Source organism: Accumulibacter sp., assembly GCF_023806625.1.
In the GTDB taxonomy this organism is placed as follows: Bacteria; Pseudomonadota; Gammaproteobacteria; order Burkholderiales; family Rhodocyclaceae; genus Accumulibacter.
Window position 1 is genome coordinate 65,348 of record NZ_JAMTDX010000081.1, and the last position, 26,292, is coordinate 91,639.

Annotated in this window: 19 protein-coding genes, 1 tRNA gene and 1 pseudogene; 10 read left to right on the forward strand and 11 right to left on the reverse strand. The window is 64.3% G+C overall.

The window, feature by feature from the left end; genetic code table 11:
* Positions 1–13 precede the first annotated feature (13 nt).
* From ydiK to NFW05_RS13435, 3 genes are all read left to right on the forward strand, one after another.
* On the forward strand, positions 14–1,153 hold the full coding sequence (ydiK, locus tag NFW05_RS13425) for an AI-2E family transporter YdiK (RefSeq protein ID WP_295307723.1): 1,140 nt from the start codon (positions 14–16) through the stop codon (positions 1,151–1,153).
* Positions 1,154–1,249: 96 nt separating this feature from the next.
* A complete protein-coding gene (locus NFW05_RS13430) occupies positions 1,250–1,861 on the forward strand; it encodes a riboflavin synthase (protein WP_295307726.1) in 612 nt (203 codons plus the stop codon).
* A 210-nt stretch (positions 1,862–2,071) separates the two neighbouring features.
* Positions 2,072–2,147: transfer RNA gene (locus NFW05_RS13435), tRNA-Phe, on the forward strand.
* A gap of 94 nt (positions 2,148–2,241) precedes the next feature.
* Here NFW05_RS13435 and NFW05_RS13440 read toward each other — a convergent pair.
* Complete coding sequence (locus NFW05_RS13440; RefSeq protein WP_295307729.1) at positions 2,242–3,447, reverse strand: site-specific integrase; 1,206 nt, start codon at positions 3,445–3,447, stop codon at positions 2,242–2,244.
* Positions 3,448–3,459: 12 nt separating this feature from the next.
* Positions 3,460–4,047, reverse strand: coding sequence for a hypothetical protein (locus NFW05_RS13445; protein ID WP_295307732.1), 588 nt, complete (start codon positions 4,045–4,047; stop codon positions 3,460–3,462).
* 131 nt (positions 4,048–4,178) lie between these two features.
* On the opposite strand from NFW05_RS13445, the gene NFW05_RS13450 reads away from it, so the two are divergent.
* The 5 genes and pseudogenes from NFW05_RS13450 to NFW05_RS13470 all read left to right on the forward strand — a co-directional run.
* Complete coding sequence (locus NFW05_RS13450) at positions 4,179–4,424, forward strand: DNA-binding protein (protein WP_295307734.1); 246 nt, start codon at positions 4,179–4,181, stop codon at positions 4,422–4,424.
* A gap of 9 nt (positions 4,425–4,433) precedes the next feature.
* The gene (locus NFW05_RS13455; protein WP_295307738.1) at positions 4,434–4,745 is read left to right on the forward strand and encodes a CHC2 zinc finger domain-containing protein; all 312 of its coding nucleotides are present in this window, start codon (positions 4,434–4,436) and stop codon (positions 4,743–4,745) included.
* The gene (locus tag NFW05_RS13460) at positions 4,742–7,030 is read left to right on the forward strand and encodes a DUF3987 domain-containing protein (RefSeq protein ID WP_295307741.1); all 2,289 of its coding nucleotides are present in this window, start codon (positions 4,742–4,744) and stop codon (positions 7,028–7,030) included. The genes NFW05_RS13455 and NFW05_RS13460 overlap by 4 nt, the downstream gene beginning before the upstream one ends.
* Positions 7,023–7,325 (forward strand): hypothetical protein, encoded by a 303-nt coding sequence (locus NFW05_RS13465; RefSeq protein ID WP_295307744.1) that lies wholly within the window; start codon positions 7,023–7,025, stop codon positions 7,323–7,325. Before NFW05_RS13460 ends, NFW05_RS13465 begins: the two co-directional genes overlap by 8 nt.
* Positions 7,326–7,397: 72 nt before the next feature.
* Positions 7,398–7,772, forward strand: a pseudogene (locus NFW05_RS13470) (integrase core domain-containing protein); the annotation flags it as partial.
* 34 nt (positions 7,773–7,806) lie between these two features.
* Here the strand turns inward: NFW05_RS13470 and NFW05_RS13475 are convergent.
* The 9 genes from NFW05_RS13475 to NFW05_RS13515 all read right to left on the reverse strand — a co-directional run bounded on the left by NFW05_RS13475 (position 7,807) and on the right by NFW05_RS13515 (position 23,745).
* A complete protein-coding gene (locus NFW05_RS13475; RefSeq protein ID WP_295307747.1) occupies positions 7,807–9,303 on the reverse strand; it encodes an NYN domain-containing protein in 1,497 nt (498 codons plus the stop codon).
* Between the two features lie 12 nt (positions 9,304–9,315).
* Positions 9,316–10,281 (reverse strand): BREX system Lon protease-like protein BrxL, encoded by a 966-nt coding sequence (locus NFW05_RS13480; protein ID WP_295307750.1) that lies wholly within the window; start codon positions 10,279–10,281, stop codon positions 9,316–9,318.
* A 219-nt stretch (positions 10,282–10,500) separates the two neighbouring features.
* Complete coding sequence (locus NFW05_RS13485) at positions 10,501–13,629, reverse strand: type I restriction endonuclease (protein WP_295307753.1); 3,129 nt, start codon at positions 13,627–13,629, stop codon at positions 10,501–10,503.
* Between the two features lie 5 nt (positions 13,630–13,634).
* On the reverse strand, positions 13,635–14,129 hold the full coding sequence (locus tag NFW05_RS13490) for a DUF4411 family protein (RefSeq protein ID WP_295307756.1): 495 nt from the start codon (positions 14,127–14,129) through the stop codon (positions 13,635–13,637).
* Complete coding sequence (locus NFW05_RS13495; RefSeq protein ID WP_295307758.1) at positions 14,129–15,274, reverse strand: ImmA/IrrE family metallo-endopeptidase; 1,146 nt, start codon at positions 15,272–15,274, stop codon at positions 14,129–14,131. The genes NFW05_RS13490 and NFW05_RS13495 overlap by 1 nt, the downstream gene beginning before the upstream one ends.
* The gene (locus NFW05_RS13500) at positions 15,271–16,668 is read right to left on the reverse strand and encodes a restriction endonuclease subunit S (protein ID WP_295307760.1); all 1,398 of its coding nucleotides are present in this window, start codon (positions 16,666–16,668) and stop codon (positions 15,271–15,273) included. The genes NFW05_RS13495 and NFW05_RS13500 overlap by 4 nt, the downstream gene beginning before the upstream one ends.
* Positions 16,665–21,407 carry a DEAD/DEAH box helicase family protein gene (locus NFW05_RS13505; protein WP_295307763.1) on the reverse strand — a complete coding sequence of 1,581 codons (4,743 nt, stop codon included), beginning with the start codon at positions 21,405–21,407 and terminating at the stop codon, positions 16,665–16,667. The genes NFW05_RS13500 and NFW05_RS13505 overlap by 4 nt, the downstream gene beginning before the upstream one ends.
* A 38-nt stretch (positions 21,408–21,445) precedes the next feature.
* Positions 21,446–23,569 (reverse strand): N-6 DNA methylase, encoded by a 2,124-nt coding sequence (locus tag NFW05_RS13510; RefSeq protein ID WP_295307766.1) that lies wholly within the window; start codon positions 23,567–23,569, stop codon positions 21,446–21,448.
* On the reverse strand, positions 23,566–23,745 hold the full coding sequence (locus tag NFW05_RS13515) for a hypothetical protein (RefSeq protein ID WP_295307769.1): 180 nt from the start codon (positions 23,743–23,745) through the stop codon (positions 23,566–23,568). The genes NFW05_RS13510 and NFW05_RS13515 overlap by 4 nt, the downstream gene beginning before the upstream one ends.
* Before the next feature lie 919 nt (positions 23,746–24,664).
* Here NFW05_RS13515 and NFW05_RS13520 point away from each other — a divergent pair.
* Both NFW05_RS13520 and NFW05_RS13525 read left to right on the forward strand, forming a co-directional pair.
* A complete protein-coding gene (locus tag NFW05_RS13520) occupies positions 24,665–25,489 on the forward strand; it encodes a hypothetical protein (protein WP_295307772.1) in 825 nt (274 codons plus the stop codon).
* Between the two features lie 174 nt (positions 25,490–25,663).
* Entirely contained in the window at positions 25,664–26,245 is a 582-nt protein-coding gene (locus NFW05_RS13525; protein WP_295307775.1) for a hypothetical protein, read from the forward strand.
* The last annotated feature ends 47 nt before the right edge of the window (positions 26,246–26,292 follow it).

Sequence of the window (26,292 nt, forward strand, 5' to 3'; positions counted from 1 at the left end):
GCGGAGCCGAACCATGAGCCGTACTCCCGGAAAGCCCGAAATGACCCGCCCGACGCTGGCGGTACTCTTCCTCGGTGTGCTGATCGCTGCGTCGGTCTGGATCCTCAGTCCGTTCCTGCCCGCGCTGATCTGGGCGACGATGGTGGTCATCGCCAGCTGGCCGATGATGCTCAGGCTCGAGCAGATCTTCGGTAAGCGCCGGGGGCCGGCGGTCCTGGTGATGACCCTGCTCGTCCTGCTGATCTTCGTCGTGCCGCTGTCGCTGGCCATCGCCACGCTGGTCGACAACGCCGACGAAATCGCCGTCTGGGCAAGGTATCTCGCCGACTTTCAGGTGCCCGCGCCGCCCGAATGGGTCGCCGAGCTGCCGATGATCGGGCCGACCGCCGAGCACGCCTGGAAGCAGATCGCGGCCAGCGGACCGACCGGGCTTGCCGCCAAGGCGGTTCCCTACGCCGGCAACCTCAGCAAGTGGTTCGTCAGCGAAGTCGGCAGCTTCGGCCTCGTCTTCGTCCAGTTCCTGCTGACCGTCGCCCTTTCTGCGGTGCTCTACACCAACGGGGAGGGCGCCGCGCGCGGGCTGCGCCGCTTCGGCTATCGCCTCGCCGGCCAGCGCGGCGAGGGAAGCATCGTCCTGGCCGGACAGGCGGTCCGCGCGGTCGCCCTCGGCGTGGGAATCACCGCCCTCGCCCAGTCGGTTCTCGGGGGAATCGGGCTGGCCATCGCCGGCGTGCCCTTCGCCGGACTCCTCACGGCGCTGATGTTCATGTTCTGCATCGCGCAGCTCGGGCCGGGCCTGGTCCTGTTGCCGGCAGTCGTCTGGCTGTACTGGTCGGAGAGCACGGGCTGGGGCACCTTCCTGCTCGTGTGGACGCTGCTCGTCGGGACGATGGACAACTTCCTGCGCCCGCTGCTGATCAGGAAAGGCGCCGACCTGCCGTTGCTGCTGATCCTCGCCGGAGTCATCGGCGGCATGCTCGCCTTCGGCCTCGTCGGGATCTTCATCGGCCCGGTGGTCCTCGCCGTCTCCTACACCCTGCTCGAAGCGTGGATCAGGGAAGCACCCGCCGACCTGGAGCGGCGACCGGACGAGGGCGCCGCAGCCGGCAACGCCGTGCCGGACGACGCGAACGAAGAGCAGCCCGCTCCCTGATTGATCGACGCCCCCGCCCATCACCCGTCTCGGGAACCCGGAGGGCGTCATGCTAGAATCCCGCGCGTCTTGGGATGAATCAGGGGAGCTCGCGCAGTGTTCTCGGGAATCGTTGCTGCCGTCGGCCGGATCGTCGCGCTCACGCCGCGCGGAGACGGCGCAGGAACGCTCCGGCTGATCATCGACGCCGGCGAACTCGGCGTCGACGACGTCGCCCTGGGTGACTCGATCGCCTGCAGTGGCGTCTGCCTGACCGTCGTCGACAAGACCGCGCAGACCTTCTCGGTCGACGTCTCGCCCGAATCGCTCGCCTGCACCGCGGGCCTCACCGCAGAGGGACCGGTCAACCTCGAGAAGGCGCTTCGCCTCGGCGACCGCCTCGGCGGGCACCTCGTCTCGGGCCACGTCGACGGCGTCGGCGAAGTCGTCCGCTTCGACGCCATCGGTGACAACCGGCTGCTCGAAGTCCGCGGCCCCGAAAGCCTCGGCCGGTATATCGCCCGCAAGGGGTCGATCACCGTCGACGGCGTCAGCCTGACCGTGAACTCGGTCGACGGCCCGATCTTCACCGTCAATCTGATCCCGCACACGCTGCAGGCGACGACCCTTGGCGTGCTGCAGCCGGGTTGCCGCGTGAACCTCGAAGTCGACCTGATCGCCCGCTACTGCGAGCGCCTCCTCGGCAGCAGCGAGACGCCCGCCCCGTAGGCTCGGCAGGTCGCGCGGTCCACGCGAAGCCGCCGGCCAACCGCAAACGCTCTCGCCCACCCGCAATCCTTCGCCTGGCTATGGCGCACGGCAGCGACGCTGCACGGCGCCCGGCCATGTCGGACTTCGCGATTCCTCCGCCAGGGACCTCGAAACCCCGCGCGGTTTTTTGACGACGACGCGGAACTTGCGTATACTGCGCCCGCTCGCGGCCAAGTAGCTCAGTTGGTAGAGCAGCGGACTGAAAATCCGCGTGTCCGTGGTTCGATTCCGCGCTTGGCCACCACCAAATCAAGGGCTTGCAAGCTTTCCCGCCTGCAGGCCCTTTTTATTTGTGTAATTCCTGTGTAACCGCGCCAGAAGAGCGGGGCTTTCGGTGCTCACGCCAGCTTCAAGCGGGCCTGCAGTTTGTCCATAGCGCTTTCGATGTGCGCACCGTTCTGGTGCGCGTAGCGCTCCACCATCGCGAGCGTCTTGTGCCCGCTGATGCGTTTGACGGTCGGCAAGTCCACGCCGGCCTGCACCAAGTGCGTAATTGCGGTGTGGCGCATCGTGTGACGAACGACCTGATCCGGATCGAGTCCTGCCGCCTCGACGACTCGCCGAAACGGTTTGCGGATATCCATGACGTGCCCGGACTTGGCGCCGGGCGAGGGAAACAGCCAGGGGGTGCCGGGCTCCGCCGCTTCGAGGTAGCCGGCGAGAAAGTCTGCGAGGTGCTGTGTGATCGGCTGTTCGCGCGCGCCAGTCTTGGTCTCTCCGGTGACAGCGGGAATGTAGATGATGCGCCGCTGGATACCAATGTTCTCCTTACGGATTCCGAGGATTTCCATCTTGCGCATCGAGGTTTCGAGGGCTATCACGATGAAGGGGTAGATGACCGGGTTGCCGTCGGCCTTTGCGACTTCGATCAGGCGCTTGATCTGGTCCGTGGTCAGATAGGTAATCCTGCCTTGCCCTTCCTGAAATCGCCGTATCCGAGCGGCCGGCCGGTCGATCCAGCCCCATTCGCTTGCTTTGTTGAGCAGGTGCGACAGCACTGCAAGCTCCCGGTTGATCGTCGCCGGCTTGACTGATGCCGCGCGTTCGGCGGTTTGCTCAATGGCCTTGCCGCGGGGCCGGACAATCACGGTTTCTTGCTGCCGTTGTTTCTTGTATCGCTCGATGTCGAAGCTGCCGATCTTGGCGAGGGCCATGTCGCCAAAGAACGGCACCAGGTGTAGGTCAAGCCGCATCTTCTTCATCTTGAGGTCTTTGCCATCGGACTCGTGAAGCCGTTCGAGGTAGTCCAGTGCGGCATCCCTCAGAGTCAGAGCCAACTTCCGGCCCTTCGGGAGGCTCAGCCGCCCGGCTCTTGCCTCCTGCCTGGCCTTTTCGATAAATTCCTCGGCCTGGGTGCGCGTCGTACCATCAGACTCCCGGCCGATGACGCGGTGGATGCGCTGGCCATCGACCATCACGTTGACCGAAAAGACCCCCTCGCCGCTGGCCTGCCGCTCGAAGGTGATGCCATGCTCATTGAGTTTCTCGCCGGGGGCCAGCTTGCGGATGAGCGGTCGGGTCAGTTTGGTGAAGGTCTTGGCCATGATGTCCTCGCGTCAGAAGGGGATGTCGTCGTCGGGGCGTTCGACCACGTCTGGCGGACGGGCGTGAAACACCGTGCCGGCTCTCAAAGCCTTCTGCGTCGCCTCGACCCATTCTTGCCCTTTCCCTTCCTCGACGTAGCGGTTCAGGCTTTCCCACTGGCGCCGCAGCGCCGGGAAAACGTAGTCTTCGAGAATGTCCCACTGCCAAGACACCCCGTGGTTCCCGCCGGGACGCTTACGTGCCGGTGCGAGAATTCCCGAATCGGTCAGCAGCTTCCAGCGAACCTGTTCGTCGTGGTTGAGTAATTCCGGATAACGGATGGCCAGCTTGACGAAGCGCTCGGATTCGTCGATGTCCCATAAGCCCGCCGCTGCGTCCGCGACGGTAATGCTGTTGTCGCCGTTGTAGCCGGTACCTTGGTACAGGTCTACATTGGCAAAGCTATGCTCCACCGCCCACTCGATGAAGCTCGACACCGTTCGCCGCTGTTTTCTGGCCGCCAGCTCTGCCAGATAGCGTAGCTTGGGGTCAAGCCGGACGGTGACCGTCTCCGAGCGTGCCAGCTTGCCGCCGCCCCCCCTGCGTTTCTCTTCTGCCATCGTCGTGTCCTCTCGTTCAAAGATTCTATTTGCTTCTCAGAAAGAAGTTTAGACACAACTCGCGTCTATCGCAAGCGCGATAGTGCGTTATACTGTGGCGCTTGTCTTACAACACATCGAAGGAAACAGCCATGTCGCAACCTGCCCTCAGACCCATTGAAGTCGTCACCTACCCGGACGGTCGCATGGACACCAAGAACACGTCCACCTATACCGGGCTGTCCGAGAAGACCCTGGCCATGATGCGCTGCAAGGGCAACGGCCCGAAGTTCGTCAAGCGCGGACGGGTCTTCTATTTCCAGGCCGATGTGGACGACTGGCTGAACGCGCAAGGCCGGCACGTCAGCACCGCCCAGGCCAAGCACCGCGCCGCGTAGGCGATCGCGATGCATTTCCCGGCCCGCACCCAACCCCGGCGGCAAGGTTTCGACCGTAGCCGCCTGCCCGACCCGATCACCTACTACGCCACCGAACTGGACGCCCTGCGTGAACACGGGCGCAGCGCCACGGCGCGCTGCCCGTTTCACGACGACCGGCACCCCAGCCTTTCGGTGAACCTCGACACCGGTGCATTTCGTTGCCGGGTGCCGGCGTGCGGCGCCCACGGGCGCGATGTGCTGGCGTTTCACATGGCGCGCTACGGAATCGGCTTTGTCGCCGCAGCCAAAGCACTGGGAGCCTGGAGTCTAACCCGATGAGCCAAGAAGAGATCAACGGAACGGCCCACCCGCAAACTGACACACTGGACAAAGTGCTGCGCTATGCGGTGCAGAAGGGTGGCGTCCAGTCCAACCGGATCGAGCAGAAGGAAACTCGCTGGAGCATGTTGGTGGATCGCTTCGCCGAAATGCAGGCAGCCCCGCGCGCGGAAAGTCTGGCTACCGTACCGGCGCTGGTCTATGCCGAATTCAAGCCTGAAGGCACGCGCCGCGACACCGACGTACAGGCAATCACCGCGCTGGTGCTCGACCTCGACAAGGATGTGAATCTCGACCGAACCCGCGCAGCGCTGGCAGGTCGCGAATGCGCCATCTACAGCACCAAACGAAGTACGCCCACCGCGCCGCGCCTGCGTGTCGTGCTGCCGCTCGCGACGCCCGTGTCACCGCGCGACTGGCCCGGCACCTATCGGCAGTTTGCCGCTGCTCTGGCGTTGCCAAGCTTGGACGCCTGCGCCGAAAAGCTCTCGCAACCGTTCTTCGCGCCGCCCGGCGGTGGCCATTTCGAGCATATGGCCGGCGAATGGCTTGATCCAAATCCGTACATCGCTGCCGCGCGGCAGGCGGAGTACGATGCGCTTCCCGAGCCGGAGCCGATTTGCCTCACCCTGCTGCCCGTGCCGCCGCTCGACCCCGAGTTGATTCCCGCGCCGTTTCGCGGCTGGATTACCGACACGGCCTACCGGATGCAATGCCCCATCGACTTCTGCGCCGTTGGCGCTATCGTCATACTCGCCGCCGTGGTCGGCGCCGGCATCGGCATCAAGCCCAAACGCAAGGACGACTGGCTGGTCGTGCCGAACCTGTGGGGTGGCGTGATTGCTCCACCGTCAAAGAAGAAGACGCCGGCGCTGGCCGAAATGATCAAGGCACTGGGTCGTCTGGAAAAGCTCGTAGCCGACGGCTGCCAGCAAGCGAAGGCCACCGCCGCCGACCCGGAAACAAAAGCGCGTCAGAAGCTGCTTGAAGCCGAACTCAGGGAAGCCATCAAGGCCGACATGCTTGCCAAGCGCAGCGTCAGCGTGGCAGCCGCGTCTCCAGATGTCATCAGCGGCGTTGCGCCGTACGAAGAGTGCACCGATGACGACGCTACGCCGTCACCCAAGCGCAAGACCTCGTCGCGCCAACCCCGACCATCTACACCAACACGCAGCGTGGCCGAGATCAAGCGCGAAATGGCCAGCCTGAGCGCGCCGCCCCCCGGCAATCTGCAAGAGCGTTATCGTACCAACGACGCCACCATTGAGGCGCTGCATGACTTGCTGTCGACAAACCGGCGCGGCATTCTGGTCTTCCGTGACGAACTGGTCGGTCTGCTGCGCGGCTGGGACAAGCAAGGACGCGAGCAGGATCGCAGCTTTTACCTCGAAGCGTGCAACGGCCAGGGCAGTTTCACGCTCGACCGTATTGGGCGCGGGCACGTCACCTGCGACAACATGTGCGTGTCCATCCTCGGCGGCACCCAGCCGGACAAGGTGCGCAACTACCTTTATCAGGCCCGTATCGAAAACGACGGCATGATGCAGCGCTTTCAGCTGCTGACCTATCCCGACGTGCAGCCGTTTGAGCACATCGTCGATGAGTACCCCGATGCCGCAGCCCGCGACCGCGCCTTTGCCATCATCGAGACCCTGGCGCGCGTTGACTTCGCGATGGTTGCCCCGCCCGACCCCTACGGCCAAACCCCCTGCTTACGTTTTGCGGATGATGGTGCGCAGAACCTGTTCATCGAGTGGTATGAGCGCCTGCACCGCGAGAAGCTGGAAGACCCTGACCAGGGGACGCTGATGGTCGAATACCTCTCCAAGCAGCCCAAGACGATGGCCAGCCTCGCGCTGCTGTTCCATCTGGTCGACCGGGCCGAAGCCGTCGCCGCCGGTGGATCCGCCGGCCCTGTCAGCCTGCAAGCCGCGGCGCGCGCTGCGGACTGGTGCGCTTACCTCGAAGGGCACGCTCGGCGCGTCTACGGTTTGGCCGCCAACCTGCAATCACAAGCCGCAGGTGCGCTAGCCGAACGGATCGGCAAAGGTCAGCTTGACGACCTGGGTGGCGGTGATGGGTTCACCGCACGCGACGTCTACCGCAAGCAGTGGAGCTTGCTCGATGACCGAGAGATCGTTGACGAGGCGCTGAAAGAACTCGTGGAGGCCGGCTGGTTGCGGCAATCAATCCAGGCCGCAGGCTTTCAGCACCGAGGCCATGTGCGCTATCGCGTGAATCCGAAAGCGCGGCACGGAAACGTCCAGGGTGCTGGCAATGGGTGAGTGGATGCAACGCGCAGCGCTGATCCAGGGCGCGTCGACGGCGACAGAAGTTGGAATACCAGATGGGAATCTTCTTCAACGCGACAGCACGGCGAGTACCACCCCCGACCCAGACTACCGGCGATACCCGGACCGCTACGAGTTCCCGTGCTTCGTCATCCGTACGACTGATGGCCTAGTGCAGTTCCAGCTGGCGGTGCCGAGGAGGAAGTACGACGCCCTTGCAGTTCTCGATCTGTTCGTCCGGCACCACGGGTTGGACGCTTCTGGACAAGAGGGCGCGAAGGTAGAATGATGAGCTTCAACGCATCCTTGACATCTCGAAATGGCTGCCAGCCTTTCCACACCGATCAACCCCGATCTTCTCGTGTGGGCGCGCGAGGTGGCCGGCTATTCCGTCGAGGCCGCTGATCCCTCCGATCACGCGGCCCATCTGCTCCGGCGCACGGCACTCGCCGAAGGCGTCCATGCCCTGGCCGACAAACCGGTGCTCCACGGCGACAACGGTGCCACCCTGAAAGCCACCACCGTCCTCGCCATGCTCCACTGGCTCCGACTCAAACCTTCCTACTCGCGCCCGCGCGTCTCGAACGACAATGCGCACGCCGAAGCGCTCTTCCGTACCGCCAAGTATCGCCCGGAATTCCCCGCTCGCGGCGTCCACGCCCTCGAGGACGCTCGCCTCTGGGCCACTGATTTCGTTCACTGGTACAACGCTGACCACCGTCATTCCGGTATCCGCTAGACACGGGATCTGCTTCGAGTAGAGCCGGCTGTCACTGGGAAGGTTCACCAGCTATCCAGTTTTCGATAGCACTGTCCATCGCGGCATCCAGCATGATCTGCTCGCGCAGGCAGAGTGAACGGATGTTGTCCGCGAGTTTTGCGCACAGCGTAGGTGCGTCATTGGGGCCTTCGTCGAAGGTGTGGCCTCGCATCAACAACCCCCGCAAGACATGATTCACGTCGGCTCGACTGACCGGCAAGCCGGAATCGCGGCACCGGTCGCGAACGCGCTTGCCGGTCTCTACGAGACCAAACGGGCTGCTGAGCACATCGATCGAGATCATCTCGATCAGGTTCCGGTATCTCTTTGGGGAGAGCAGCGGTACATCGGTGAGTTCATGGATGTGTCTTGCCAGGCCGTACAGTGTCTTGTCTGCCCACTCCGCTCCCAGCTCAGCGGCGACGTCAGGGAACACAGCATGACGACTCGCGTCGAAGGCCAGTCCGCCCGAACTGTTCCAGTTGAACTGGACTGCCTTTAGATTCAGGGATTCGACAAACTTGCGAAATGTCCCCTTGCCTGCCCAGTCTGCTGCCAGAGAGTTGTCCTGTCCGAGGATCAGCGTGGCCAGTCGCGCGCAGGGTACCGGCTGCGGGGCTCTGGAAACTTCCGTCCTGATCAATTCTTCGATCTTGATCTGCACTCCGTTGGTCTTGCCAGCACCCGTTCCCGTACTGAGTGTCGCTGGCCGCGAATGGCGCTTGGGGTCATAGATCGTTCCGCCTCCCTCCCAGGTGACAGCCAAGGGCGCAAGGTCCAACGAATCAATCAAGGCGCGAAAACTGCCGAAGCTGCCCCATGACGAAGCGTCCAGGTCTTCGATCGTCCGAAGCAGTGCCGAAGCCAGTCTGGCGAGGGGAACCGGGGCTGGAGCTTCCTTGACCGCCTCGCGGATCAGAGCCAGAGCTGATGATGCCAACTCCGGAGTCGGGCTGATCTCGACTGGAGGTGGTTCAGTGACTGCCTCTCCGGAGGCGAGGGCCTCCCTCACAAACTCATCCTGATCAATCAACAAGTCAGCGGATGCCCGGTAGGCCGCCGAGGGGAAGCCAATGGCCAGCACTGTCGTTCGCCGGTCCCAGCGCCGCAGTTTGCGCAGCACCGGCGTGAAATCAGCGTCAGCAGAAAAGACAATGAACTCGTCGTAATGGGTTTCCTGTTGAAGCAGATCGACGATGTCCAGGACCATGTGGATGTCGGTGCTAGTCTTGCCCTCGCTGGTCATTGCTGGACAATCGACGATTTCAAAGCCGGCCAGATTGAACGACGGGCGGAATCGTTGATAAGCCTGAGGATTCAGATAACAGCGCCTGACAAGGATACGGCGCCTCGCGCCGGGCCGAGTTGGAGCCGGCAGTTCGAGCGACTCAATCAGCCAGTTCATCCACGCCGTCGGCGTGCGTGCGAACTGATCGGCGGTTCCCTGGTCAAGGCGGCGCAGACCGGAATAGACGTTGTCGAAATCAACGAACAAAGCGCTTTTCATGGACGGTTTTCCTCAACACTTACCGCACTCAACCCCAATCGCTGTGAATACCGCATCCACGGGATCGGAATAGAAACTGGTCGGAAACTTGGCGAAGAGTTCCCCCGGAACACTCGGAATATCCCCCACGCTCGATATCGGCAGCGGTATCTTCTTCGCCCCGGCGTCAAACGCAACCTGCAGACTTTCCGCAAGATTGCGCACCTGCATCACCATACCGCCGAGGCTCATGTCACCCATGATCGCCATCTGCGACTGAACCGGGCGGCCCAGCGCTGCCGAGCAAAGGGCAATGAAGCTGGCCAGGGTGAATGACTGCGGCGCGCCGGCATTCTGCAACTCGACCAGCTGTAGGTGAGAATCTTGTTCGCCTGGCTTGATCGATGCACTGATGCGCGAAGAGTTGGCCTTGAAGTAGTCGAAGGCAACCCGCACGGGTTCGCGCGGTGCGGAGCCCGACGCCGACACCTTCCCACCACCGGCGATGGTTTGAATTTCGATGCGGTAGATCCCCGGCATTTCCGGGATGCCCGAGCTGATCGTGTGCAGCGCTCCCGGCGCGAGGCGCCCATCCGGAACCAGTGCACCGCTCGATTGCTCGGGAACGGAAACAAAACGCTCCTGGCTATCCTCAAGGTGGATGTAGGAGAAGTGCACGTCGTAGAGCCCCATGCCGCCGATCTTCTTGAGCTGCTCTTTCACGCGTCGGCGGACTTCCAGCGCGTACTCAAAACACTTGCCCACGATCTCCTTGTCGTAATCGCCGGCAGGACAGATCAGCTTCAGGAGGCCCCACACTGTCCGGCGCACGGCGATAGTGTCGCGCTGATTCAGGTTGTTGCCGAGCTTGAACCACTTGTCTGAGTACGGTTCAGATTCCTGATGGAATGTTCTGTCTGAATGGTCAAGCAGGGTGATGTTGCGGGGGTGATCCCCCCGAGCAGCTTGAACAAACGCACCCTTACCGTGACAGAGCACCAGCGTCGAGGCAGCCGGACGCCTGGCGCGCTACGCCAGCGAGCCGAAGATCAAGGTTCGAAGGGGAGGAAGCTTGGGTGGCGCCTTGGTTGGGGCACCGCATTGCTGGAGTTTCATCACCTTGCTACTCCCGGTTGTTGATGCAAGATTCGGAGCCAACGTTCCATCCGGCCCGACGTCGACCTGACCGTCGATGACGGCGACAGACCCGTTACTGAGTTACCCTTGGACCGCATGCCCTTGCCCGCCAACACCACCTGCGGATCCCTGTGATCTCAGGGCATCGAAAATCTCGCGCGCCAGGATCGGAAACGCGGTTCCCTGGAATTCCTGATCCGCCATGTAGCGCGTCACGATCTTGTCGTTCTCGCCCATGCGCTCGATCATCAGGTCTTCGATGAGCTTGCGAATGCCCAGTTCGAACTTGTCGAGCGGGTTGGCCATGGCCGTCCTGACGATCTGTTCGCTCTTGCAGGCCTTCTCCTTGATCTGCTGGAAGAAAAGCCGGTCCTCCTCCGAAAACTGGGTGCCGAAACGCTTGTTGAGCACCTCGATGATCTTGGACAGCGGTGCCTTCTCGTCCTTGGCCTTGCCCGTGCCGACCTCGGTCGGGCTGACCACGTATTGGGCATCACCGGCGCGCAGGTCGATCGCCCCGGCGTACACCCGTTCCAGCCGGTAGTACTGCAGCGCCACCTCGTCGCCGACCTTGACGATGGTCGTATCGCGGACACGGCGCAGGTGCCGCAGCAGGAAGCGCCCGTAGCTGTAGAGCATCTCCAGTTCCGGGTCTGCGTAGGGCACGATCTGGCTCAGGAAGGCATACACGTTCACGTAGTCGGAGAGCTTCGCGCGGAACTCCTCGCGCTTGGCGTCCTCGGCGATCGCCTTGAAGCGGTCCACCGCCGGTTGCAGATGCCGCTGCATGTGCGCGTGGTCGGCGGCGCCCTGCCGCTCGAGCGGCTTGTAGAACACCTGCGCGAAGGCCTCGACCTCGCTCCAATGGTAGACCTGCTCCTGGTCGAGCTCGTGCTTCAGCTTGTCCAGCATCGCGGGGTTCGAGGCCGCCGCCAGCTCGGTCTTGTCGTAGTACGGCTTGAAGGCGCGGTAGATGTTCTCCGCGTCGTTGACGAAGTCGAGCACGAAGGGCGCGTCCTTGCCCGGGATCATGCGGTTCAGGCGCGACAGCGTCTGCACCGCCTGCACACCGTCCAGCCGCTTGTCGACGTACATCGCGCACAGCAGCGGCTGGTCGAACCCCGTCTGATACTTGTTGGCCACCAGCAGCACCTGGTAGTCGGGCGACTCGAAGCGCGCGGGCAGCGCTGCCTCGCTGATCGGCTTGCCCGTCACCACGTCGGTGTTCATCCCGGGTTCGGTGTAGTCGACGCCGGTCTCGGGGTCGGTCACCGTGCCGCTGAACGCTATCAGCGGTCGCACGTCCTTGTACCCGTTCTCGGCGAGGTAGCGCTCGAACGCCAGCTTGTAGCGCACCGCGTGCAGACGCGATGCCGTGACCACCATCGCCTTGCCGCGCCCGCCCAGCCGGTGCATCACGCTGCGGCGGAAGTGCTCGACGATCACTTCCGTCTTCTGCTCGATGTTGTGCGGATGCAGGCTCATGAACTTGGCCAGCGCCCGCGCCGCCTTCTTCTTCGGCAGGTCGGGGTCGTCCTCGGCCGCCTTCAGGAGCTTGTAGTAGGTGGCATAGGTCGTGTAGTTGGTCAGCACGTCGAGGATGAAGCCCTCCTCGATCGCCTGGCGCATGCTGTAGAGGTGGAAAGCCTCCGGCGCGCCACCGGCGCCCGGCCGTCCGAAGAGTTCCAGCGTCTTGCCCTTGGGCGTCGCGGTGAAGGCGAAGAAGCTCAGGTTCGGCTGCTTGCCGCGCGAGGCCATCACCTGGTTAAGCCGGTCTTCCCAGTCGGCTTCGGCTTCGGGGTCTTCGGCCGCGCCGGCGCCCAGGATGGCTTTCAGCTCGCGCGCCGTCTCGCCGGTCTGGCTGGAGTGCGCCTCGTCGACGATCACGGCATAACGTCGCTTCGCGATCTCGGCCTCCCAGGACTTGGCCTGCGCCTTCTCCTCGGTGGTTGCCTTCTCCTGCGTCTCGGCGCCGGCAGCGTGCAAGAGCCCGCGCAACACGAACGGGAACTTCTGCAGCGTGGTGATCACGATCTTCGTGCCGTCGATCAGCGCGGCAGCGAGTTGCTTGCTGTCCTGGTCGATCGCCTTCACCACGCCCTGGGCATGCTCGATCTGGTAGATCGCGTCCTGCAGCTGCTGGTCGAGCACGCGCCGGTCGGTGATGACGACGACGCAATCGAACACCTTGCGGTCGGCGTCGTCGTGCAGGCTCGCCAGTCGGTGCGAAAGCCACGAAATGCTGTTGGTCTTGCCGCTGCCCGCGGAGTGCTGGATCAGGTAGTTGCGCCCCGGCCCCTCGCTGCGCGCCGCAGCGACGAGGCGGCGCACGGCGTCGAGCTGGTGGTAGCGCGGGAAGATCACCGCCTCCTTGGTGATGCGGCGCTGGCCACCCGTGCCCTCGTCGACCTTCTCTTCCTTCTTCTCGACGAACATGAAGTGGCCGAGGATGTCGAGAAAGCTTTCGCGCTGGAGGACGTCTTCCCAGAAATAGCCGGTGCGGTAGCCCGACGCGTGCTGCGGGTTGCCGGCGCCGCATTGCACTTTGCCTGGGTGGCTGCCACGGTTGAACGGCAGGAAGTGCGTGTGCGCACCGTGCAGCCGGGTGGTCATGTGGACCTCGTCCGGATCGGCCGCGAAGTGCACCAGCGCGCGGCACTTGAAGGCGAACAGTGGCGCCCGCGGGTCGCGGTCGTTCTGGTACTGGCCGACCGCATGGCGCCAGGTCTGTCCGGTGCCGGGGTTCTTGAGCTCGCAGGTGGCCACCGGGAGTCCATTGACCGCGAACAGCAGGTCCACCGTGTCGTGCTTGCCCGGGTGACACGGCACCTGGCGCGTGATCGTGAGCTGGTTCTGCGCGTAGAGCGCCAGCACCTCGTCGTTCAGGCCGTGTGCCGGCTTGAAGTAGGCCAGCCGAAAGGTCTTGCCGTAGAACTTGAAGCCGTGGCGCAGCACGTACAGCGCGCCCTTGAGGTCGAGCTCCTTGACCAGCGCGCCGATGATCAGCTTTTCGAGCCCGGCCCCATGGAGTGCCCGCATCTCGTTCCACAGCTTCGCCTGCGTGGCTTCGAGGAAACGGCACACGGTCGCCGGGAAGAGGGCGCGCTCGACATCCCATTCGGCGATGCTTCCGCGCTGCCAGCCCGCTGTGCCCAGCAGCGTCTCTTCGACCTGGGTCTCGAAAGCGCGCTCGTTGGTCTGGGTGCTCATGGGGCTCAGGGCCGCGGCCCCAGAACGAACCGCGCCCTTTCGGTCCACAGCATCTCGTAGGGCGACACGCATTTGATGCCAAGCCCGATGCAGGCGTCCGGGATCTTGATCTTCTTTCTCGAGGCGCCCGGCACTTCGTGCGTCACCACCGTGTGACCGCCGGCATGTGCCTGAGCGACGAGGTAATAGTCGGCCACCTGCAGGAAGGTGCTGATCGCGGCCATCTCGTAGCCTGCGGTATTCGCCCAGGCACTGACTGCCGCCAGGGAAGGGAAGGCCTTGGCGTCCGGGCGCAGGAAGAAGCCGTCCCCCAGCCCGACCGCCCACGCAGAGAGTTCGTCGGCGACGGCCAGCACCTCGTCGCCGACCTTCTCGATGCCGAAGACCCGGCCGCCAGCGTTCTGCTGAATCAGCCGGTTCCAGAACGCCGGGCAGAAGTCGAGTCCGTAGTGCAGGTTCTTGGCCGCGATGAACACGTTCGCGTCGAGCAGATAGGCCATCAGAAGCCGACCCCCAGGCTGTGCCCCACCTCGCGGAACGTGGCCATCTTTTTGAAGCCCAGCAGCCGGAAGGCTTCCGTGAATGGCGTTCTGCCTTCGAGCGTGCTGATGACCAGCGCGCGGGCGAACGTCTTGCTCGCCCGCGCGCCCAGCGTGAGGTAGAAGTCGCCGCCGCTTCCCTTGGGCAGCGCCCGAATCCGGGCGACCTCCTCTTCGTAGGCTCGCCAATACGCGTCGCGGCCCAGCCCACCCGCATCGTGGATACGGCGCAGGATCACCAGCGTGCTGACCTTGAAGCGTCGCGCCAGGCGATCGGTCTCGTCGCGCAGCGGCGCTTGGGCGTCGAACGCTGCGCGCAGCGCCTCCAGCGGCACCAGCAACTCCGCCGCGACCTGATTGCACCAGCGCTCCACCGCATGATCCGGCACCGCCAGCGCCTGCGCGTCGGAGACCGCCGACTGCCCCAGGAAGACGTGCGCGAGCTCGTGGGCCAGCGTGAACATCTGCGCTGCCTTCGTGTCGGCGCCGTTGATGAACACGAGCGGCGCGAATTCGTCGGCAAGCGCGAATCCGCGGAACTCCCCTGGGTCGAGCCTGCGCCGGTTGTTGCTGCCGACCACGCCGCTCACCATGACCAGCACGCCGAGGCGGTCGGCCTGTTCGATGAAGCGTCGTAGGGCGTCGGTCCAGGTCGGCAGGCGTTGCCGCTCGGCGAGGTCGAACCCCAGGGCATTCCGGATGCGAGTGGCCGTCGCGACGATGGGGTCGGTGGTTCGGACCGATCCGACCAGGGCCAGTCGCTCTTCGCCCGCTGCAAGCACGAAGTCCCGGTACCACGCCTGCCGCTGCTGGCAGAGGTAGAGGGTGTCCAGCAGATCGGGGCTCGGGTGGCCGATGTGGGCGTTGCCGACCGTACGAAAGTCGGGGATCGGCATCTCTTCGACAGGTGGCGCCTGGAGAAATAGGAAGCCGACGGGTGTATGCGTCGCTTTCGCGTAGTCCTCCAGCTGCCTCAGAGTCGGATGCGCCTCGCCGCTCTCCCAGTCAGGAAGCTTCGGGAAACGGCCGATGAGCGTGTCTCCACTGTAGCCAGCGCGCTCACGCGCCCAGCGCAGAAGCTCCGGCCTGATCGCGACGCGGGTCATACCGTCATTGTCCCAGCCGCATCCGCGCCGCTCAACCCACGCACGTCGATCTTGCCGGTGACGGCCGCGGTGATCAGCGCGGTGCGGTACTCCTGCAGGCGCTTGATAGCGGTCTCGACTTTGCGTTCCATTTCGTCGATTAGGCTAGTTTGGGTATCGAGCCACTCAGCTATGACTTGCTGTGCGTCTGCCGGCGGAAGCAGCACGACTGTCCGCTTCAGGTCTCGAATGTTTACGCCACGAACCGCCGCACCAAGGCTTAGCGAGAGCAGCGGATCAATGATCGCCTTGGCCTTGGCTGTATAGAGCAACCATCGGCTGTTCGCGGTGGCTCCGGGAGCGATGCGCGCCGCATCTTGCGTGAGGTTCGCCCCGGCAATCTCCTCAGGGACTAACTCAGCCTCACCAACGGTCCCGCGGATCGAGAATACGAGGTCACTGGCCTTGAGTCTGCTACGCACGTATCCAGCCTCGATCTCAGGCGTTGTTCGGCACAGCTTCTCAAGTGAAAGGCGACCGGGCTTTACATCTCCGCCTTTCACTATGGGCACCCCGTCGTCGACATCAGGTCCCGGGAGGACGATGCCGTACATGATTGGGCGCGCCTGATCGGTGACGTACATAAGCCGCGTCACGCGCCAGTGCTCCGGCACATCACCGAGCCAGTCAATCCCGGAGGGCTTGAGCTTGGGGTGCGGGTCGAGGCCGGCGGCGCGGGCGGCGTCGGGCGGGAGCCCGCGGGTGACCGTGCGCGATATGAGCGCGGTGCGCTTCTCCTTCAGCCGCTCGATCAACATCCGCTTCTTCGCCACCAGCGCGCCGATCTTCGCCGTCGCGCGGTCGAGGAAGTCGGCGATGGCGAATTGGTCATCGATCGGCGGTAGTGGCAGTCGAACGTTCTCGCAGAACTCTGGCGGAACGCGCTTCTGTCCGCCCGCCCCATACATCTCGCCTTCGCCAATGCTCCGGAATAGTCGCGAGATCGAGAAGTAGAACAAGAATCGCCTCTCCAGAATCGGGTCGGAGCGAAGCACGTGCAGCTCCGTCGTCCCGAACGCAGCGCCGTTCAAGAGGCCAGTGGCCAAGGCACCCTTGCCATTTTCGAAGCAGGGTGTGATCTTGGCCACGACGACATCGCCATCCTCGAATTCGGTATATCCGGATCCGACGTCGGCAATTGCGCGAGTCTGGCCGAGCTCCAGGCCGCCATACTCGCCGACTGCCTCCATCGGTACGAAGGACACCTCATCGTCCGATCGGAGTGTGCGCATGCGGGGCGAACCTGGGTTCACGTCCATGCAGAATCGGCCTCGCTTTACGTCCCAGTGCTCCGGCACGTCCCCGAGCCACTCGACACCGCTCGGCTTGTACTTCGGATAGGCCGCGAACCTCATGGCCGCACCTCGACAGCGACTTCACCACGCTCCATCGCCGAGAAGTACTGCCGGCAGTAGTGATAGGGATGCCGATCCGCGAAGCGGCCGAGGTTGTCGACGACCGTGACGATCCGGCACGACGCGGTGCCGCCGTTCTTCTCCCCGCGCAGCCCGCGACCGACCATCTGCATGTAGCGCACCGGGCTGAAGATCTGGCGCGCGATCAGCACCATGTCGGTTCGGGGCGCGTCGAAGCCCGTGGTCAGCACGCTGTGATTGCACAGCACGCGAATCGCTCCGCCCTGGAATCGCTCGAGGAAGTAGCGCCGCGCCACGGTCGGGGTGCCGCCGCTGATGGCCGCGGCGCCGATGCCGGCAAGGTTCAGGCGCGCGGCCATTTCATCCGCATGGGCGACCGAGTTGGTGAAGAAAAGGATGGAGCGCTCGGCGCTGGCCTCGATGCATTCCACCAGGCGCTCGTTTCGGCTCGCGTCGCCCGCCAGGCGCTGATTGATGGCTTCCAGCAGGTTCTCGAAATCGAGCCCTTCCCACGGCTCGTGCAGCCGCCCCAGCTTGGACAGCTCGTCGTCGGTCAGGCCGACTCCGGAGTCGAGCGATTCGTACTGCGCCCGTGCGAGCACTCCCTGCGAGCGCAGGCGCGCATAGAGCTGCTCCTGGTCGGACGGCAGCCAGCGGCTGTCGAACCGCCGGGCCAGGCGCTGGCTCTCGTCGTCGTCGGTGCGGAATGGCGTGGCGCTCAGGCCGACGATCGGCGGTTCGTCCTTCTCGGCCGCGCCCGGGCGGGGTGCCTCGGCGTCCAGCCAGCGCAGCAGCGCGCTGTAGCTTGGCGTGATGGCATGGTGGCACTCGTCGACGACCACCAGGCCGGGCTTGCGCAGCCAGTCCAGATCCACCGCGCCGACGCGGTTGTTCAGCGTCTGGATGGAGGCCACGACGACTACCGGTTTGCCCGGCTGCAACCGCGTCGGATTGGGGTTGCCGCCCCACAGCCGGACGATGCGCAGGTCGGTTCGTCGGGCGCCGAGATTGACCCAGACCTGGCGAAACGCCTGCACCGCCTGCTCGCACAGCTCGTCGGTCTGCGCGATCCAGAGAATGCTGCGCGTGGCGCCCTCCGGCGCGAGCACGAGCTGCACGGCTGCCTCGACCGTCACGCGGGTCTTGCCGCCACCGGTGGGCAGGCTGATGACCGCGCGCCGTCGCGTGGTGGCACTAGCCAGCAGAGAACTCAAGCCGTCGAACACCTCCTGCTGGAAGTCGTGCAGGGGCGGCAGTTCGATCGGCCCGCTGATCCACTCTTCGGGCTCGCGCCGAGCCTCGGCCGACGAAGCGAATTCGGGCGGGAAGCCGATGGCGGCTGCGAACGCGAGTGCGGCTGCCGTGTTCCAGCGCCCGGGTGGCTGCAGCCCCTCCACCTGCAGCGTGTCGCGCAAAGCCGTCAGCGCGGCCGGGCCGAGCTGCGCAAGCACCAGCTCGGCGAGCTGGTACGGCGTGCATTGGCGGACGAAGTCCATGTCGCGCAGCGGCTGGCCCAAGGCATCGAGCAACGGTTCGATCCGACTGCCCACTGCGCGCAGCAAGCGCTCGGCCAGCGTCGCTCCCTGTGCGACGTGTGTCCGCCGCTCGTCGACACCGGCGTCGCCGAGGTGGGCAAGGGCGTCCGCAGGCGAGCCGTCGAGCCAGCCGGACGCGGCGATCTCGGCGAGCAGCCGCCGCAGCCGTTTCGCCCTGGAAAGCGGCGCCAGTTGTTCGGCGTCCAGAAGCAGCGCGCCGTCCCACATCAGGCAAGGGGCTGCCTCTGCGCTGTCGGCGATCCGCAGGCGGAGCTGTGTCACGCGCTGGCAACGCGCCGCATCGCGAACATCCGCCCGCAGGACGTCGCCAAGTTCGGGCACCACATCGGTCAGGCGCTCGGGCGGTCCCGCGATGGCGTCCCACTCCGCCTGGATCAGCTCTGCGAGGTCCTGCGCCCCAGCCTTCAGCCAGACTTGCATCGTCGGCGGGTCGAGCACCACCACCACGCGCCCCGGGGCACGAGCGCGCTGCGCGAGATCGGCGGAGGTGGTCACGAATGCCGCGCTCAGGGGAACGCAGCCCGTCGGCGATGGCAGTTCGGTCGGGACGACGCCATCCTTGGCGGCGCCAGGCCAGAGGTCGGTCAGTGCGTCGCCCTCGATGCTCTCCGGGGTCGCCAGTGCGCCGATCGCCGCCGTCCAAAGCGCGCGCAGGTCGCCTGACGAGACCGTCACCCGAGGGAGGTACTCGACTAGCGGTACAACCGCGAGTTCGATCTGGCTCCAGACCGGAAGGCGCTGAAGGACAGGCTCTCCTCGGCGAGCAACGAGCGCCCTTAGCGGAGCGCAGGCAGAAGCGAAGATCTGTACTTCGCCATGGCTGAGCAACAACCAGGGGAGTGGATGGGCGACGTGAATCTTCGGGTACGAGTCGCCACGCGTCGAGTGACCAAACTTGATTCGTTGGCCGCCTACTTCCTGCAGGCGAGCGCACAAAGCAAGCGTGAGCCTCGCTCTTGCAGCGCCGCGAAGCAGCTTGAGGAAATTGAGCCCCTTCGGTACGGTACCGTCCAATGGTTGGAGATAGCCGTCCTGTGGTCTGCTGCCGCCCTTGAAGGCTTCGCTGAACCATTGCTTCTGGCACGCGTCGAGCCAATCCCGGAAGATCGGCAATCTCCGCACCTCGCTCAGTTCATCCGTGCCATGCAGATCGGACTTGACCCCAATCAGTTCGAGAAGCGTCCTGTCGTTCCCATGTACTCCAAGATCGAGCAGCACGCCGCCGTTTTCGCCATCCGACGCGGGAACGAGAGTCCCAGGCAAGAGCACGTCCGCACCGTGAACCCACTTGGCATCGCGCCGGCGCACGCGAAGCTCGCCCGTTCGGCTCGTGACGAAGGCTCTGCGAACGCCCTCCGGCGCAAGGTGCAGCCGAGCCCAGAATGCTTGCCAGCCCGCCTCGTCGGCCTCTGGTTGCCGATACGCAATCCTGCTCAGTGCTTCGGCAAGCATCGATTGCCAAAACCGATCGTCCGGCTCGCTGACGCCCAGCACGTCCTTCAACAGGCGCCTGGCTTGAGCGCTGGACTGAAGCTCACCGGCGACCAATTCGCGATCGGGCACGGACACGCCCTCGGGCGCGAGGACGACCTTAGCCGCTGTAACCAACTTGCCAGACTGGGTCGGAATGATCGCCAGCGTGGGGCGAGCCTGGCTCCACTCGCCGGGCTTCACGTCGACGGAGAAGGACTCGACTAGCTGCAGCACGCCGAGCGCAGCCGCGGCCTCGGTCGACGCCACCATGCCAAACCACGACTCGGTGCTGCAGCGGCGAAGAGCCGGAGGGCCCTGGCCCGTGGCGGGCGCTTCGATTCGTTCCGCCAGGGCATTCAGACGGCTGGCGCGCTGACGCTCTAGGCAGGACGCGTGCACCAGCTGGTGCTGCTGCTCTGCGCCAGCGAGTGATTGCCACGCCGCCGCCAGTATCAACGTGTCCTTCGGGTGGCGCCATAGCTCCCGAGCGCGCCGGAGCGCGCCGGTGCCGTCCGGAATGACGGCTGCGTCCTCCAGCCGCATCCACAGCGACGCGACGAGTGGCGCGGCATCCTCGTCCTTGCGATCCATCTGGCGCGGGAAGGCGTCCAGCTGCCGAGCGGGGTCGTCCGGGGTGGCAAGGCTGGGCAGCGTGTCCGCGATCAGCAGGGCCGCCTCGGCCATCAGCGCGGCATTCCACTCGCCGCCGATGATCGCGTTGCGGTCACTATTTAGCTTCCACGGCGCATTCAGGATGCCTGGCAGGTAGGTCTGCGTGTGCGTGGGGAAGAAGGCCCAGAAGCGGCCGGCCTCCTCGCGACGGCCTTCGAGCGGTATCGCCCATGACACGGGCACGGACTGGCGAGCGTGAACGTGCGTGGCGTCCGCGACGGCTCGGGCCTCGGTGATGTGGACCTCACACGCCGCGATGCGCCAGCGCGAGAACGCGTCGCCATCGTGCAGGATGCGCTCGGCACCTTCGGGTTCGAGCCGGACCGCGCGCGCCTGTTGCTCGCCGTTATCGAGGGTCAGCTTGGTAGCGATCGGAAAGAACAACAGGAACTCGGCCGGGAACGACCGAATCTCCTGACGGATGTGCTGCAGCAGGCTCTCCGACCCGACTTCGACGCGAACGATCGTTTCGGCCCACGCCAGCTCGACGCAGAGTGGATCTGCGGCGCGTTCGTCCGGCGGCAAGGCCCACGCGAGTCGCAGACCCGGCGCTTGTGTCACCTGAAATCGGCGACGGAGCTCATCTCGGCACCGCTCCGGATCGAAGCGAATCGCGCCTGAGGCGCGGGTGAAGACATCGATCCGCCCGTTGAGTTTCAGCAGCGACTTGAAGCCCAGACCGAAGCGCCCGATCTGATTGCCGCGCTTCGGGGACGAATGCGAGCGAAGCAGAGCGTCCAGACCTTCTTCACTCAGCGGTGCCCCGGTGTTGGCGACATAGAGCCGTGACCCGCGCAGCTGGACGTGGATGCGACCATCGCCGTCCAGCGCGTCGCCACGCTCCTGCGCTTCCAGCAACGCGTCGGCACCGTTCTGAACGAGTTCGAGGATCTGACGGTAGCCGTAGCCGCCTGCCAGCACCGTTTCCTCGATCCCGAAGTGCTCCTTCAGCAGGCCGGGGTCTGCTTGATAGGACAGCAGCCGCTTGCTGTTGAGCCGTTCGAGGAAGGCGTTCACGGTTCAGCCCCCAAATAGTTTCCGTAGAGGCAGAGTGCTCATGACGTGACCTCGCCCAGCATCCGCTTGATGTCGTCTTCGAGCGCCTTGATGTCGGCCTCGATCACTTCCAGCGGGCGCGGCGGCTCGTAGCGATAGAAGTGCCGGTTGAGCGGGATCTCGTAGCCGACCTTGGTCTTGCTCTCGTCGATCCAGGCGTCGGGCACATGCGGCAAGACTTCGCGCCTGAAGTATTCGGTAATACTCTCCTTGAGCGGTACGCTCTCGGTGTCGCGCAGCTCGGCGTCCGGCTCAGGGTTGCCGTCCCGGTCGCGGCAGATCTCCGCAGTGTCGTCGCGCTCGCCCAGGGCGGCCAGCACGGCCTTGAGTGCGGGGGCCGAGAGCCGCACGCCGGCCGCGCGGTCGACGTCGCGCAGTGCCGTCAGAAAGGCGGTTCGGTCCTTGAAGAGTGTGGCGCCATGCGTCTGCGCGAACTGCCTCAGCAGCTGGCGGATTTCGTCCTGCCTGCGCCGCCCTGCCTCGATCTCTTCGAGCCGGGCCGTCTCGTTCTTCTTGGTGCTGGTTGCGAGTCTGGCGAACGCGCTTTCGGCCTCGATCCGCGCGATGCGCTCCGGGCTTGCCTGGAAGTTGAGCCGCAAAGGGCGTTCGACCGTGATCTTGTGGAAGCCGAAGTCGGCGTTGTCGAACACCTTGCTGACCACGCGCTGCTTGTCCACCAGTTGCTTGGTGATCAGGTCTTCTTCGGCGAAGGTGCGGGTTTCGCCGTCGGCGAAGTTGCCGAAGACGCGTGTGATGTCGCCGATCTGGTCCGGCTCGCTCGCCCGGTCGGCGGGGTCACCGATCTTGTTGCGCTTGTTGCCCAGGCTCTTGGGCATCTTGACGAAGAAGCGGCGCGCATCGATCAGCTGAACTTTGTTCTTGCGCCTCGGCTCCTTGCGGTTGGTGAGCACCCAGACGTAGGTGGAGATGCCGGTGTTGTAGAAAAGCTGGTCGGGCAGCGCGACGACGGCTTCGAGCCAGTCGTTCTCGATGATCCACTGGCGAATGTTGCTCTCGCCGCTGCCGGCGTCGCCAGTGAACAGCGGCGAGCCGTTGAAGACGATGCCGATGCGGCTGCCACCCTCCGTGGGCGCGCGCATCTTGGCCAGCATGTGCTGGAGGAAAAGCAGCGAGCCGTCGTTGATTCGCGGCAGGCCCGCGCCGAAGCGGCCGCCGTAGCCGAGCAAGTCAGCCTCGCGTTCGATGTACTTCTGCTGCTGCTTCCATTCCACTCCGAACGGCGGGTTCGCAAGCATGTAGTCGAAGGTGCGCTTCTTGCCCTCGGCGTCGTGGTCGAAGCCGTCTCTGGTGAACGTGTCGCCGAGGACGATGTTGTCGGCATCCTCGCCCTTGATCAGCATGTCGGCCTTGCAGATGGCCCAGGACTCGTCATTCCAGTCCTGCCCGAAGAGATGCGGGTCGGCGTCGGCGTTAAGATCGCGGATGTAGCGCTCTGCTACTGAAAGCATGCCGCCGGTCCCACAGGCCGGATCGTAGATGGTCTTGACGACGTGGCTCTTGCGCAGATCCTGCTCCGGCGACAGCAGGAGGTTGACCATCAGCTTGATCACCTCGCGCGGCGTGAAGTGCTCACCGGCCTCCTCGTTCGACTGTTCCGCGCCGATCCGGATGAGCTCTTCGAAGACGTATCCCATCTGGACGTTGTCGACACGACCCGGCGACAGATCGACGGCGGCAAACTTCTTGATGACCTCGTAGAGCAGGTTCTTCTCGGCCATTCGAGCGATCTGCTGATCGAACGCGAACCGCTCCATGATCTCGCGTACGTTCTTCGAGAACCCGTTGATGTAGGCGTTCAGGTTGGGTGCGAGTTGGTTGGGATCGTCAAGGAGTCTGGGCAGATCCAACCTCGACAGGTTGTAGAACGGCCTGTCGGTGATCCTCTGCAACAGGCTGCGCACCACCGTCTCGGGCTTGGTCTTGATGCTGGCGTGCTCGGCCAGTACTTGGGCTTTGGTGGGCGCCAGCAGTGAATCGAAGCGACGCAGAACCGTCAGCGGGAGTATGACCTTGCGGTATTCGTTGCGCTTGTACGGACCTCGGAGCAGGTTGCAGATGCTCCAGATGAAGTTGGCAAGCTGGGCGTGGCTTTCGGTCGTCACGCGACGCTCCCGCATCCGGATTGCAGGGTACCGTAACCACCATCCTGCGGCTGGAGGCAGCGCCGGCCCTCGTCGCCCGTCAAGCGCGTCGCGCCGCCGTCAGCGGTAAGCCAACGAATGACCGCCAAGCCTATCGTGGCGGCGACGCCGTTTTTCTTGGCTGGCGTGTTCGCCATCAGCTTGCCTCCTGCTTGCTGGGAGTTTCCTCGGGTGCTCCATACGTCGCTTCGGTAACATTCTAGCCGATTCGATTGATCTGCCTTACGCGCATCACGCAAGGACTCACGATGTAGGTCTGCGAAAAGCCGCGAACTGCCGAGCGAGCTATCGAATCGCAGATACCGGCAAGCGGACGATCTAGATGCCCATCAACGGTGCGGGGTGGAAGACCGCGACGGCCGATCCGTTTACGGCCTGCTGAGATCTCCGAATAGCCGTTCAATTCTGGGAAAGGAGGGGACGGATAGCCAAGTGCCCGTGCCGCCGACTCCTGTTGCACCAAGGGTCGCACGCTTGCCTTGGGTATCCTCGGTTGCCCGCCAGCAGGCAGATGCGGCAGAGAGTGGCAAGTGTGTCAGTTCCCATCCCGGCAGTTAGCCGAATTCGTCCTTTGCAGTCTTGGCCCGTTGTCGCCAGGGCTGCCAACCCGGAAGTCAGTCGGCGCAGTTCGCGCGCTACCGAAGTTCGTGACTTGTCGCCTGCTGTTCTGACGACCGCCACTCTTGGATTGACGGCGACAACAGCCTGTAGGGAGAAACGCGTGTTGCGCGGGGCTTTGGTCGCGTATCATTGTGACTGTCACGCGATGCAAGAAAGCGAGTGCTTGGGAAAGCGATGACCGGCCTGAAGCGAGACCGACTGGCCAGAGGAAACCAGCCGATGACTGCTGCCGAGCGCAAACGGGCGCAACGGCAGCGTGACCGGCGGGCAGCGACAGACGCCATCGACGATGTGCAGAACGCACCACTGCGGATACTGTTAATGATCGTGGGCCGTGTCGAAACGTCAGAGCCAGCGCGACGCTCGGCGCAACGAGCTTGGGCAGAAATCGGGCGGCGCTACGGCTTCGTGACAATCACGAAATAGGGTAAGGCCATGGAAACGATCGAAGGTACTTCGGTGAGCCTGTCTGCAGTAGTTCCAATTCAGACGATCGCCAAAGCGGCGTCGGGACCGCAAACGGGAGCGTATGAGGCGGTACGCTTGAACGCCATGAAGCACGGCATTCTTTCCAAGTTGGCGGTGCTGGCCCACGAAGATCATGCCGAGTTCGCTGACCTGTTGGCGGCGCTGATCGAGGAGCACCAACCCGCCGGCGTCACCGAGGGGCACCTAATTGAAGAACTGGCGACGATCATCTGGCGCAAGAGACGCGTCTTGCTCGCAGAAGGGGCAAGGATCAACGACGGGTTGAAGAGCGTCCTGCGCAGCACGACGACACTGGTCCCGGCGGCCGCACCTTTCCAATCGGAACTGTCGGGAGAGCATGTCGACTTGCCCAGATTGCTGAACGCGACGGCCGAGCGAATCGCGGAACTTCAGCAGGAGGCCGAGTTGGACTTGGCGGCAACCCGCAAGGCGGCAGCGATCCTCGCCAAGGGTGGTCCGAATGCCTACGAGAAGGCTCGGCGGGCGCTGCTTCCCGGGTCGCGCGATTGGTGGGACGTTCAGGTCAGTGAGGAGGAGTACCCGGGCACCGTCGAAGGCTTGGCGGAGTTCATTCGTGAATCGCTCGAACCGCTGTGCGTCGGTATGGTGCAGCAGGTGCGGCATGTTGCGGCGATCAAGGCGCAGACTCTGGGCGCCGGGTTGCAAGCGCATCGATTGGAAAACCTGAACCGCTACGAAACGCACCTCGACCGCAAATTTGAGCGGACATTGGCCATGCTCCTGAAGCTGAAAGAGCTGCGCGGCGGATGAGACCGGACACCGTTAAAAACGGCGGAATGCTCGATGTGGCAAGGGATTCGCGCTGATTCAGCAAAGGATACGAGGCAAGCTTGCCAAATGATTTCGGCAAAATCGGAGTGCAAGAGAATGGGCGGCAGCGGAAGCGGGCGGGGATGCCAAGGCGGCAAGGCCACGACAAGCGACATGCGGACGCTGGATGTCCGGCGGCTGCAACGCGATGGCCTGCTACAACCGGGTCGGGCCTTCGGCTGGCAATGGACAGGCAACGGCGAGGAGGTGGCGTCGATCCAGATCCGCACCGATGTCGACCGTGTGATGCTCAGGTATCGCAGCCGGAACAACGGCGGCGAATGGCAACCGATGGAGTACCCCGTCACTCTGGAATGGACATCCTGCTACCTTGGCGGTCGGCGCGCGTGGTTCCGCTGCCCGGCAACCGGATGCGGGAGGCGCGTGGCGATTCTCTATGGCGGTTCGATCTTCGCCTGTCGGCACTGCTACCGTCTGGTCTATGCGAGCCAGCGTGAAGCCGAGGACGATCGTGCGCGGCGGCGGGCGGAGAAGATCAGGCGGCGTCTGGGCTGGCCGGCGGGCATTGCCAACCCCGACGGCGGGAAACCCAAGGGGATGCACTGGCGCACGTTCGCGCGTCTGACTGCGGCCCATGACGCGTGTGCGGATGCGTCTCTGGCGGGGATAGTGAGGTGGCTGGAGTCGATGAAGAGGCGGCAACACGGCGTACGCGGTGGCGGCGACGGCTGGTGACGAATCTGTTTCGCAAAATCGCCCTCTTTGCTATCGTCCTTGCTCCC

Bases quoted from the DNA above. Each gene is read 5' to 3' on its own strand.
- NFW05_RS13465 (WP_295307744.1), top strand. From the start codon at position 7,023: ATGGGTGAGTGGATGCAACGCGCAGCGCTGATCCAGGGCGCGTCGACG.
- NFW05_RS13525 (WP_295307775.1), top strand. From the start codon at position 25,664: ATGCGGACGCTGGATGTCCGGCGGCTGCAACGCGATGGCCTGCTACAA.
- NFW05_RS13500 (WP_295307760.1), bottom strand. From the start codon at position 16,668: ATGAGGTTCGCGGCCTATCCGAAGTACAAGCCGAGCGGTGTCGAGTGG.
- NFW05_RS13445 (WP_295307732.1), bottom strand. From the start codon at position 4,047: ATGGCAGAAGAGAAACGCAGGGGGGGCGGCGGCAAGCTGGCACGCTCG.
- ydiK (WP_295307723.1), top strand. From the start codon at position 14: ATGAGCCGTACTCCCGGAAAGCCCGAAATGACCCGCCCGACGCTGGCG.
- NFW05_RS13485 (WP_295307753.1), bottom strand. From the start codon at position 13,629: ATGAGCACCCAGACCAACGAGCGCGCTTTCGAGACCCAGGTCGAAGAG.
- NFW05_RS13450 (WP_295307734.1), top strand. From the start codon at position 4,179: ATGTCGCAACCTGCCCTCAGACCCATTGAAGTCGTCACCTACCCGGAC.
- NFW05_RS13475 (WP_295307747.1), bottom strand. From the start codon at position 9,303: ATGAAAAGCGCTTTGTTCGTTGATTTCGACAACGTCTATTCCGGTCTG.
- NFW05_RS13460 (WP_295307741.1), top strand. From the start codon at position 4,742: ATGAGCCAAGAAGAGATCAACGGAACGGCCCACCCGCAAACTGACACA.
- NFW05_RS13515 (WP_295307769.1), bottom strand. From the start codon at position 23,745: ATGGCGAACACGCCAGCCAAGAAAAACGGCGTCGCCGCCACGATAGGC.
- NFW05_RS13490 (WP_295307756.1), bottom strand. From the start codon at position 14,129: ATGGCCTATCTGCTCGACGCGAACGTGTTCATCGCGGCCAAGAACCTG.
- NFW05_RS13495 (WP_295307758.1), bottom strand. From the start codon at position 15,274: ATGACCCGCGTCGCGATCAGGCCGGAGCTTCTGCGCTGGGCGCGTGAG.
- NFW05_RS13440 (WP_295307729.1), bottom strand. From the start codon at position 3,447: ATGGCCAAGACCTTCACCAAACTGACCCGACCGCTCATCCGCAAGCTG.
- NFW05_RS13520 (WP_295307772.1), top strand. From the start codon at position 24,665: ATGGAAACGATCGAAGGTACTTCGGTGAGCCTGTCTGCAGTAGTTCCA.
- NFW05_RS13455 (WP_295307738.1), top strand. From the start codon at position 4,434: ATGCATTTCCCGGCCCGCACCCAACCCCGGCGGCAAGGTTTCGACCGT.